This is a genomic window from Pseudoalteromonas sp. Z1A6, from assembly GCF_011378745.1.
GTDB classification, from domain to species: domain Bacteria; phylum Pseudomonadota; class Gammaproteobacteria; order Enterobacterales; family Alteromonadaceae; genus Pseudoalteromonas; species Pseudoalteromonas arctica.
This window is the reverse complement of the sequence record NZ_WTKW01000129.1, coordinates 1-11,190: the sequence shown is the minus strand read 5'-3', so window position 1 is coordinate 11,190 and position 11,190 is coordinate 1. Positions and strand designations below refer to the sequence as shown.

The following is an 11,190-nucleotide window of genomic DNA, read 5'->3' as shown; positions in this document are numbered from 1 at the left end:
AACTTAAAAAGTTAGGGTTTTGTTTTTTAAGAGCCATTAAATAGGAAGGCGAGCTCGCGCAACCACACTATCTGGCATTTTTTGCGCTAACTTAGTCAGCGCTCGCTCAATTTTTTTATGAGTCGCTTTATCTGCGACCATAGAATTAAATAGCCAACGGTATGCATCTTCAAAATCACGCGGGCTGCCATAGCCATCATTAAATAATTTAACCAAACGTAGTTGTGCTTTTAAATTGCCTTGCGACGACGCTTCACGCAAATACGTAATTGCCATTGCTTTATCTTGCTGAACTAAACGCCCGGTGTCGTAGTAACGCCCTAACTGCTCTAGCGCTGCCGCTAAGCCTTGTTCAGCCGCTTTTCGCATGTAATACACACCTAACTCTACATTACGATCCACGCACACGTTATAAGCCAGCATATCGCCGTATAAAAATTGATAAGACGGCAATGCCATTTTATTGGCTCGTGCTTCTATATCTTGCACTAACTGGCAATCATCTGCCTTCACCCGCGCTAAATGCGTATTTTTATTTATTAACGCAATTAGCTCAGATTCTGTATACAGCGGTACAGCAGCAGGGCTTTCTGTAGCTAAGCTGTTGGTTGCTATAAATAAAGACAGCGGAATTAATGAAAGCCTTAATACGCAATTACGGTAAAATAAACGCATGCTCACCACTTATAAAAATAAACTTATTAAAATATATACAAAGATCGTTCCAAGGTGAATTTTAGATACAAAAAAAGCTGCACTAGGCAGCTTTTTTTAATCTAATGGTAATTACGCAAACGGGTTGCGAAGTACCATAGTTTCTACGCGGTCTGGACCTGTAGAAATAATATCAATTGGAACACCCGTAATTTCTTCAATACGCTTGATGTAGTCAATCGCAGCTTTTGGTAAACCGTCAAGACTCGTTACACCAACAGTGTTTTCTGACCAACCTGGCATTTCTTCGTATACTGGCGTTACTTTATCGTAACCTTCAGCTGCTAATGGTGTTACGTTAGTAACTGTGCCATCTTCAAGCTTGTAACCAATACAGATTTTAAGCGTTTCTAAGCCGTCTAAAACATCAAGCTTAGTTAAACAAAAACCTGAAATACTGTTGATTTGAACCGCACGGCGCATAGCCACTGCATCTAACCAACCAGTACGACGAAGTCGACCTGTTGTAGCGCCAAACTCATGGCCTTTATCACCTAAGTGCTTACCAACTGGATCTTGTTTCTCAAGACCGTCGTAAAGCTCTGTAGGGAAAGGACCTGAACCAACACGTGTAGTGTACGCTTTAATAATACCTAAAACGTAATCAAGGTTTAATGGACCAAAACCTGCACCAGTCGCAACGCCACCAGCTGTAGTATTTGAAGATGTTACATAAGGGTAAGTACCGTGATCGATATCAAGTAACGTACCTTGTGCACCTTCAAATAAAATGTTTTCGCCTGCTAAACGCGTTTGATCTAAAAGCTCAGTTACATCTACAACCATTGCTTTTAAGATATCAGCAACAGCCATTGCATCATCAAACGTTTTTTGGAAATCTACAGCGTCTACTTTGTAGTAGTTAACTAAAGTGAAGTTATGGTATTCAAGAACTTCTTTTAATTTAGCTGCAAATAATTCAGGATTAAATAAATCGCCTACGCGTAAACCACGGCGAGCCACTTTATCTTCGTACGCAGGACCGATACCACGGCCAGTTGTACCAATTGGCTTATCGCCACGAGCAGTTTCGCGGGCTACATCTAATGCAACATGGAAAGGCAAGATTAGCGGACATGCTTCACTTATTAAAAGACGCTCACGTACTGGTACGCCGCGTTCTTCAAGCATGCCAATTTCTCTCATTAGCGCTTCTGGTGATAAAACTACACCATTACCAATCACACATTTAACATTGTCACGTAATACACCCGATGGAATAAGGTGTAGAACCGTCTTTTCACCTTCGATAACTAAAGTATGACCCGCATTGTGGCCACCTTGATAACGAACTACTAAAGATGCTTTGTCTGTAAGGAGATCAACTACCTTACCCTTTCCTTCGTCACCCCATTGGGTGCCTAATACAACAACGTTTTTACCCATCGTAAATTCACTTAGAGAAAATTAGGACGAGATTTTACCAGAAAACTAAAGTAAAGATCACCCCTGTTCAGCTTATTTTTTCTGCGCGCATTTGTTATATCCAAATATTAGCTAATAACCACATAAATAACAGTGATTTAAAGCACTAGACTGTGTTTAACAAAAAGCCCCGCAAATGCGAGGCTTTTTAACTTCTAAATAATTAACGTAAAACCTATTGAGCTTTAGCGCCTTTCATATATTGGAAGAAGTCGCTATCTGGTGAAAGCACCATAACGTCTTGCTTATTTTTAAAAGTCTTTTTGTAAGCCTCAAGCGAACGCACAAAACTAAAGAACTCAGGGTCTTTGTTATACGCGCTTGCATAGATGCCTGCGGCATCAGCATCGCCTTGACCACGTACAGAACGCGCATTACGCTCTGCATCGGCAAGCATTACTGTTACACGACGGTCAACACCCGCACGAATAGTCTCGGCTTTTTCCTGACCTTCAGAACGATGCTCTTTTGCAACAGCAGTACGCTCAGCGCGCATACGTTGGTAAATAGAGCTACTCACTTCTTGTGGTAGGTTAATTTGCTTAACACGTACGTCTAGCACCTCAATACCAAGCTCACGTGCACTTTCAGAAGCTTGTACTAACGCTTCTTCCATCAACTCGCTACGCTCACCCGATACAATTTCGCGAATTGTACGTGTACCAAAGTTTGTACGAAGACCATTATTTACTTTTTGTTTAAGTAGCGTTTCAGCATATTGCTTATCGCCACGGGCACGTAAGTAAAAAGCGCTAAAGTCATTAACACGCCATTTTACAAACGAATCAACAATTAAGTCTTTTTTCTCACTAGTAACAAAGCGGTCCGGCGCACCATCTAGCGTTTGAATACGTGCATCAATACGACGTACTTGGCTAAAAAATGGCACCTTAAATTGTAGGCCTGGGCCATATACAATCGCTTGATCGTCGCTGTCTTTTTGTACTTTACTGAATAACATTACAATTGCTTTTTGCCCTTCAGGTACAACAAATACCGATGAAAAAGACATAACAATGGCAGCTAATAGTATTACTAAACTAAAGTTTTTCATTATGATTATCTCCCATCATTGAAGCGGTCGTTGTTAAAGCGGTCATTGCCACTATTAACAGAGCTATTGCGCGACGTATTTACTTTATTGCGTAAATCTTGAATATCACTAGAGCTTGGAAGTGCAACACGTGTTGCTGTCCCTTGCTTATCCATGATCTTATCAAGTGGTAAATAAAGCATATTATTACCGCCTTTAACATCAACCAATATTTTAGAACTACTCCCTAACACTTCTTCCATTGCATCAATGTATAAGCGCTCACGAGTAACTTCTTTAGCTGCTTGATATTCAGGTAATAGCTTTTCAAAACGAGCTACTTCACCTTGTGCTTCTAATGTAATACGCTCTTGGTAACCTTCCGCTTCTTGAGTCATACGCGTTACTTGACCACGAGCACGCGGTTCAATTTCACGAGCATATGCTTCTGCTTCACGAATGAAACGTTCTTCATCTTCTTGTGCAGCAATCGCATCATCAAATGCATCTTTAACTTCAGTTGGCGGACGAGAGTCTTTAAAGTTCACGTCAGTAACAATTAAACCTAAGTTATATGGTTCGATAATCTTATTAAGCTCATCCCATGTATTTTGACGAACAACCTCACGGCCATTAGTTAATACTTGGTCCATTTTTGCATGGCCCACAACGTAACGTAGTGCACTATCTAGTGCTTCTTCTAAGCTACTATCAGCGTTAGTTACGCTAAATTCATAAAGGTATGGGTCAATAACACGGTATTGCACCTGAAACTCAACGCTCACTACGTTTTCGTCTTCAGTAAGCATAAAACCAGAAGCCGATAATGAACGAACTGCTTCAATATCTACTGGGATTACCGTTTCAATAAACGTCATTTTCCAACGCAGACCAGGATCAGCAATTCGGTCATATTTACCAAATTGAAGAACCACACCACGCTCGGCTTCTTTAACCGTATAAATACCACTTAACGCCCATACAATAACGGCGATAATAAGTATGAATGAAATACCGGCTCCGCCAAGTCCACCGCCGCTACCATTGCCGGATTTTTTCCCGCCAAATAAGCCACCGAACTTGTTACTAAACTTGCGGAACACCTCGTCTAAATCAGGTGGGCCTTGATCACGTCCGCCTTTATTATTCCACGGATCTTTGTCATTGCCATTATTACCCGGTTCATTCCAGGCCATAGCTATACTCCATTGTTATCTAAATAAATTAGGAAATTGTGTTAAATCTAACAAATCTACCGCGTTTCTCATACAAAAACCGACATTAAAACGTCAATTTTTAATTACGGTTGATAAAACCAGCAATTTCAGGACCAAATTCTTTAATTAAACGATTCCACTCAACCATTGGCATTCTAACATCTAACAGCCAATTACCTTGCTCATCAAATCGCTCTTCATGTACTGCATTTAAACTAAACAATGCAGCCCTTAGGCGACCATACAATGGCGTAAGAAATAATGTTTCGTTAAACATCTTCTTAGCAAGCAGTTCACTAATAGCCTCACTAAGTAATTCACACCCTTCACCAGTCTGAGCGCTAAGCCATACTCTTATAGGTTGGCCTTCGTCATCTCGATCAATACGTGGGCTTACGTTATCCAGCGCATCAATTTTATTATAAATTAATAGCTGTGGTACTTCATCGGCTTCAATTTCTTTAAGCACCGATTGTACTTGTTCAATATTTTCTTGAAGACGAGAGTCTGCTGCGTCAATTACATGTAACTGTAAATCAGCTTCACGAGTTTCAGTTAGCGTTGCTTTAAAAGCAGCAACTAAGTCGTGCGGTAAATGACGAATAAAGCCCACTGTATCAGCCAAGATAACAGGACCAACATCACCTAATTCAAGCTTACGTAGAGTCGGGTCAAGCGTTGCAAACAACTGATCGGCCGCGTATACATCTGAATTCGTAATTCGATTAAATAATGTAGATTTACCCGCATTGGTATAGCCAACTAACGATACCGTAGGTATTTCGTTACGAGTACGAGCTCGCCTACCTTGTTCGCGTTGCACTGCTACTTTAGCTAAACGCGCACGGATATTTTGAATTCGGGCACGAAGTAATCGTCTATCTGTTTCAAGTTGGGTTTCACCAGGTCCACGTAAACCAATCCCGCCTTTTTGGCGTTCAAGATGGGTCCAGCCCCGAATTAATCGAGTCGACATATGGCGAAGTTGTGCCAATTCAACCTGCAGCTTACCCTCATGGGTACGTGCACGTTGGGCAAAAATATCAAGAATTAGCGTCGTTCTATCAAGCACACGACACTGACAAACACGCTCTAAATTACGCTCTTGTGACGGCCTGAGTTGATGATTGAAAATTACGACATCTGCATTGTGGATTTTGACAATCTCAGCTATTTCTTCTGCTTTACCGGTACCGACGAATAGTTTCGGATGTGGTGCTTGACGGCTGCCTTGCACAACCGCCAAACTACTAACACCAGCAGAAGATACCAACATTTCTAATTCATGAAGATCTTCACGATCCCCTTCTTTAGGTAAGTCGATATGAACTAAAATTGCCTGTTCGCCGGATTCATAGCGGTCAAACAAACATTATGCTCCTAATTAAAAGTTACCAGCTTCTGGTTCTTCAGTGTCTTCACTCCCTTGAACTGCTTGGAAGTTAACTGCGCGAGCAGGGACAACTGTTGAAATTGCATGCTTATAAACCATTTGATTTACGGTGTTCTCTAGTAAAATAACAAATTGGTCAAATGACTGAATTTTGCCTTGTAATTTTATGCCATTTACCAAAAAGATTGATACTGGAATGCGCTCACGTCGTAGTGCATTCAAAAATGGGTCTTGTAACGATTGGCCTTTTGCCATGTTATTGTTCCTTCGTTCTAGGTGTTATTATAATTAAGTGGCTGAACTTATTTGATAAAAAACAATATTCAACTACTACTAGCTTAGCGAACTTACTACACGATGCAAGTTTTCTTCGTCACCCGTTGTTAACCAAGTAACATCAGGCCAGCTACGAAGCCACGTTAACTGACGTTTTGCCAATTGACGTGTTGCTGCGATGCCACGAAAAACCATTTCATCATGGCTTGTTTCACCCGCAAGGTAATCCCACATTTGTCTATAACCAACACAACGAATAGAAGGCATATTGGGGTGTAAATCCTTACGTAGATATAGGGTCGAAACTTCATTTTCAAACCCCTGATCAATCATTATTTTAAACCTTTCTTCAATTCGGCGATGTAATTCGCTACGTTCTTGCGGTGCAATCGCAAATTGATGAAAAGTATAAGGTAAAGCCGGCTGTTTTTGCTTTTGCAACTCAGTCATGGTCTTACCAGTTAACCTGTAAACCTCTAAAGCTCGATTAATTCTTTGTGAGTCATTCTCACTTATTTTTTCGGCTGCTTTTGGGTCAACTTTAACTAATTCTTTATATAAATGAGGCCAGCCAAATTCTTTAGCTTGTGCTTCTAGCTCTGATCTTATTACTGTATCTGCTTCAGGCAAAGGCGATAAACCATCAATTAAAGATTTAAAGTACAACATTGTACCTCCAACCAATACAGGCACTTTACCTTGTCTATGAAATTCGTCAATTTTTTGTACTGCATCGCGCCTAAAATCAGCAACTGAATATGTTTCACTCGGGTCAAGTAAGTCGATCAGATGATGCGGAGCTTTAGCAAGTTCTTCTGCATCGGGTTTTGCAGTACCAATGTTCATATCTTTATACACTAACGCTGAATCAACGCTGATTATTTCTGTATTTAAATGCTCGCACAGTGAGATTGCCAATGCTGTTTTACCAGCAGCAGTTGGACCCATTAAAAATATGACTGGTAAATTACTCAACACTGATACCTTAATCTAATTGCATTAAATAGTGATTTAGCTCTATTTTAACTGCTTTTTCGCGTAAGCGTTCAATAGTTTGCGGATTATTTTGTAAGCGCATTTGTTGCGCTAAAAACACATTGCTTAAATAAAACCGGGGAGGTACACATTTTATCTGCCACTCTAACCAATTCTCTATATTTTCAAGATCTGCTTTACACCCATCAAGTAGCTCACCTATCGCTGTACTTACATCAAGTAAATATAAGCACGCTGGCAATTTTTTAACCATTACAAACTGTTTTTCTATTACGAGTTCAAAACCAAGTAAAGTAAACCACGATTGCTGAGCTTCTATAAGTAAGCAATCTTCTTTTGATAAGTTTACTCTTACGGGCAGCAAAAGGGCTTTCCCTTCTAAACTTCCGGACTCTTTAATTTGATTATGCCAATCATCTACCAATGCATATTTGAAATGTGAGCAATACAATTGCTGCTCAACACTAAATACACACGCACCTTCATTAACACTGATGATTGAAACTGTCTTTAAAACATTATGCGCAGACTCTAACTGGTGTTGTGCTACGGGTATGTTTGCTACATTATCAAAATGCGCAGCGTGTTGCTCACTCACACCTTGATAAAACGCGTTTACATCATGATGGCTCGTACTTGGTGTAGCCCGATATCCCCCATTACCTCCACCAGTTCTAGTGCCTGATGATGAGCTACCAGCACTTCCAGAATAAGAGGGCTGTAATTGCGATTTAGGGTAATCAAACACGGCTTCGCTCTGAATATTATTAGCAATGCTATGCGTTGTTCTCATGGACGCTGGCGAGGACTCAGTTTCGGTGTTCACCGGTGCATTACTAAATTCGCCTTGCAGTGGTACTACTACCTGCTTAATCGCTTGCAATATAAAATCATGAATTAAGCGCCCTTGATGAAAGCGCACTTCATGCTTAGCTGGATGAACATTTACATCAACCTGGCGAGGGTCTATATCAATATAAATGACAAAACCGGGTAATTCTTGTGTTCCACTTACTTCTTCAAATGCTTGGCGTATAGCATGCAGAATAAGTTTATCGCGCATCATACGATTATTAACATAAGTATACTGAGTCGTATTAGCTGAACCTACAGGCAGTACCCAACCATGCAGCTGTAAGCCACCCTCTCCTGATTGAATATGCAGACCTTGCTCAGCAAAAGCCTTACCTGCAACTTGCGCTACACGTGTAATAGCCTGAGAGGGATCTGTCTTCGCACGATACTGCCTTACTACTTTTTCGTTGTGAGTTAGTGTAATAGAGACATCAAAGCGACTAAGCGCAATACGCTTTATCAACTCATCAATGTGGCTAAATTCAGTCTTTTCGGTGCGTAAAAACTTACGCCTTGCTGGGGTATTAAAAAATAAATCTTTTACTTCAATCGTTGTGCCATCAGGGTGCGCTACAGGCTTTACTTGCACGGCCATATCGCGACCTTCTGCAAATGCTTGCCAGGCTGCTTCTTGCTCTTTAGGTTTTGAGCTCAGCGTTAAACGCGATACAGAGCTAATTGACGCAAGCGCTTCGCCCCTAAAACCAAGTGAACAAATATTTTCAAGGTCATCTAGAGATTTTAATTTACTCGTAGCGTGACGAGAAAGTGCAAGCGTTAGCTCATCTTTACTTATCCCTGAGCCGTTGTCGCGAATACGAATAAGCTTATGACCACCACGCTCTATATCTATTTGAATACGTGTAGCGCCAGCATCTAAACTGTTTTCGACCAACTCTTTTACTACCGACGCTGGGCGCTCTACCACTTCGCCTGCGGCAATTTGGTTAGCTAAACGCGCGGGTAATATTTCAATATTCATTAATTTCCTAACAGATATATTTTAGTGATGATTTAGCTTTGCGGTATATCGAGCTCTTGCCCAATAAATAAAGTATTAGAGCTAAGCTTATTAACTTGTTTTAATTTAGTGACCGTAATGCCATAGCGACTCGCTAACATACTTAAAGACTCACCCGGGCGGACTTTATGCTTTGTTGGATATTGCGATTTTAATTTGGCAAATAAAGAATCATCGGGTGGATTTTTTAAATAATAATTTTTAATTGAAGTAAATATAGCTTTAGCCAAACGCTCTTGATGGTTAGCACTTTTAAGCAGCTTTTCTTCTCGTGGGTTAGATATAAACCCTGTTTCTACTAAAATTGATGGGATATCTGGTGATTTAAGTACAGCAAGACTCGCATGTTGGGGATCTTTTTTATGCAGCTTAGCAACTTTACGTAGCTCTTTAACCACTTCGTCAGCTACGTTTAAGCCGGTTTTCATAGAGTGATCCATCGACATATCAAGTAATGCTTGCGCTAAATATTTTTCGTTAGCGGCATCTTTCATTACATCCGCAGCGCCACCTAAAAGCTCAGAGTGCTTTTCTTTATCTTCTATCCATTTACCTATCTCTGAATTAGCACGCCTTAACGACAACACCCAAACAGAGGCACCATTTGGTCCCGGGCTCGTAAATGCATCAGCATGAATAGAGACAAAAAAGTCGGCCTTTTTTTCACGAGCACGATTGGTACGCGTATTAAGTTTTACAAAGTAGTCACCGCTTCGTACCATGCGCGAAATCATCCCACGTTCGCCATCAATCATGCGCTCTAAACGTTTTGCAATTTGCAGTGTTACTGTTTTTTCGTACGTGCCAGATGGACCAATTGAACCTGGATCTTCGCCGCCATGACCCGCATCAATTGCAATCACAATATCGCGCTCTTGGCTTAACTGGCGGTTTTTAGCTGCTGTTTGAGCAGGAGAAACAACTGTGGCAGCTTGGCTTTTATTGTATAAATCAACAACGAGCCTGTTTTTATAAGGGCCTGTAGGCGCTAAAGCAAATACAACTGGCTTTACTGGTGCGTTTAATTCAAACACTAACCGAACACTGTGCTTATTTTTAGGTTTTGAGTAGCGTAGCTTGCTCACTATTTGATGTTTTGGTGGTACACCTGGTAGTATTTTTAATTCACTAGTGTTTTCTAAATCAATTACTAAGCGGCTTGGGTTTTTAAGCATGAAATAGCTAAAGTCAGGCTTATCATTTAAATCAAATACCACACGCGTACTATCAGGGGACGGCCATACGCGTACACTATTAATTGTATTTTTGGCCCACAGCGGCAAGCTTATGGTAATAACCATAAGGTAAATAAAGAGTTTAACTACACCTCGGCTCATTTGATAATTACTGCCTTAACTATATTATTATTTGTTATTTAGTTTTTCGACAATTGCTACACCACGCTCACTGGCGCTATTAATAACAATTTTACGTTCGTTACCCATATAGCTTAGAGTAATATCTAAATCAGGCACAGGAATAAATTCACCACCTTTTTCTGGCCACTCAACAACGCAAATTGCATCTGGTGAAAAATAATCGCGTATTCCCATGTATTCTAGTTCTTCAGGGTCACCTAAGCGGTATAAATCAAAATGATAAACATTTGCGCGCTCGAGTTCATAAGGTTCAACAAGTGTATACGTTGGGCTTTTAACTTTGCCTGTATGTCCAAAGCCTTGCACTACACCTCGAGTAAACGTTGTTTTACCAGCGCCTAAATCACCATGTAAATAAATAACCGCACCTTGCTCTATAATATCAGCAACGCAATTACCCATTGCGACCGTGGCTACTTCATCAGTCAAATGAAATTCAAAACTACGCGTCATTACTACCTCAAAAATTCATTCAAAAGCGCATATTTGCTAATCATACCAGAATATTAATTTAAGGCGATAAATTGAGGTTTTAGACATAAAAAAACAGATAAGCTGATAATGAAAGTTGTGTATGGATGTCTATTTTCGATACTTTGAAACTGTATTATTGTAATAAAATAAGGTAAGTGAGTTCTCAGACTAAAAGACTGTAAAAGAAAAGTAACACCACGAATTAGATGACCCCATATTGGCATTAAATTAACTGAGATATGTAAGTTTATTATCTAACTTCTTCTGATTCAGCAGATGGTTCTGCTAGCAAAAAAGTAACTGGTAAATGAAACTCTCACTACTCCCCAAGATAACTTTGTATTTTCAGATAGAAGACTAATCCAGGTGACCCGCTCATCCTAGTTTACTGTTTGCAGGTGCTTTAA

The 11,190-nt window shown here is 40.3% G+C and carries 10 protein-coding genes; all 10 read right to left on the bottom strand.

Annotated features, from left to right (window positions below; all coding sequences use genetic code 11):
* Window positions 1-36: 36 nt before the first annotated feature.
* Window positions 37-675: an SEL1-like repeat protein gene (locus GQR46_RS09965; protein ID WP_007586412.1), complete on the bottom strand. Its 639-nt coding sequence runs from the start codon at window positions 673-675 to the stop codon at window positions 37-39.
* A 111-nt stretch (window positions 676-786) separates the two neighbouring features.
* Window positions 787-2,100 carry an adenylosuccinate synthase gene (locus tag GQR46_RS09960; protein ID WP_010554354.1) on the bottom strand — a complete coding sequence of 438 codons (1,314 nt, stop codon included), beginning with the start codon at window positions 2,098-2,100 and terminating at the stop codon, window positions 787-789.
* 214 nt (window positions 2,101-2,314) lie between these two features.
* Complete coding sequence (hflC, locus tag GQR46_RS09955) at window positions 2,315-3,193, bottom strand: protease modulator HflC (protein WP_010554353.1); 879 nt, start codon at window positions 3,191-3,193, stop codon at window positions 2,315-2,317.
* Window positions 3,194-3,198: 5 nt separating this feature from the next.
* On the bottom strand, window positions 3,199-4,368 hold the full coding sequence (gene hflK, locus GQR46_RS09950) for an FtsH protease activity modulator HflK (RefSeq protein ID WP_010554352.1): 1,170 nt from the start codon (window positions 4,366-4,368) through the stop codon (window positions 3,199-3,201).
* A 100-nt stretch (window positions 4,369-4,468) separates the two neighbouring features.
* Window positions 4,469-5,758, bottom strand: coding sequence for a ribosome rescue GTPase HflX (gene hflX / locus GQR46_RS09945; protein ID WP_007586404.1), 1,290 nt, complete (start codon window positions 5,756-5,758; stop codon window positions 4,469-4,471).
* 15 nt (window positions 5,759-5,773) lie between these two features.
* The gene (gene hfq / locus GQR46_RS09940; protein WP_007586402.1) at window positions 5,774-6,037 is read right to left on the bottom strand and encodes an RNA chaperone Hfq; all 264 of its coding nucleotides are present in this window, start codon (window positions 6,035-6,037) and stop codon (window positions 5,774-5,776) included.
* A gap of 78 nt (window positions 6,038-6,115) precedes the next feature.
* A complete protein-coding gene (gene miaA / locus GQR46_RS09935; RefSeq protein WP_007586400.1) occupies window positions 6,116-7,033 on the bottom strand; it encodes a tRNA (adenosine(37)-N6)-dimethylallyltransferase MiaA in 918 nt (305 codons plus the stop codon).
* A 10-nt stretch (window positions 7,034-7,043) separates the two neighbouring features.
* On the bottom strand, window positions 7,044-8,891 hold the full coding sequence (gene mutL / locus GQR46_RS09930; protein WP_165740848.1) for a DNA mismatch repair endonuclease MutL: 1,848 nt from the start codon (window positions 8,889-8,891) through the stop codon (window positions 7,044-7,046).
* Between the two features lie 32 nt (window positions 8,892-8,923).
* Window positions 8,924-10,267 carry an N-acetylmuramoyl-L-alanine amidase gene (locus GQR46_RS09925; protein WP_165727098.1) on the bottom strand — a complete coding sequence of 448 codons (1,344 nt, stop codon included), beginning with the start codon at window positions 10,265-10,267 and terminating at the stop codon, window positions 8,924-8,926.
* Between the two features lie 27 nt (window positions 10,268-10,294).
* Complete coding sequence (tsaE, locus tag GQR46_RS09920) at window positions 10,295-10,762, bottom strand: tRNA (adenosine(37)-N6)-threonylcarbamoyltransferase complex ATPase subunit type 1 TsaE (protein ID WP_007586392.1); 468 nt, start codon at window positions 10,760-10,762, stop codon at window positions 10,295-10,297.
* Between the last annotated feature and the right edge of the window lie 428 nt (window positions 10,763-11,190).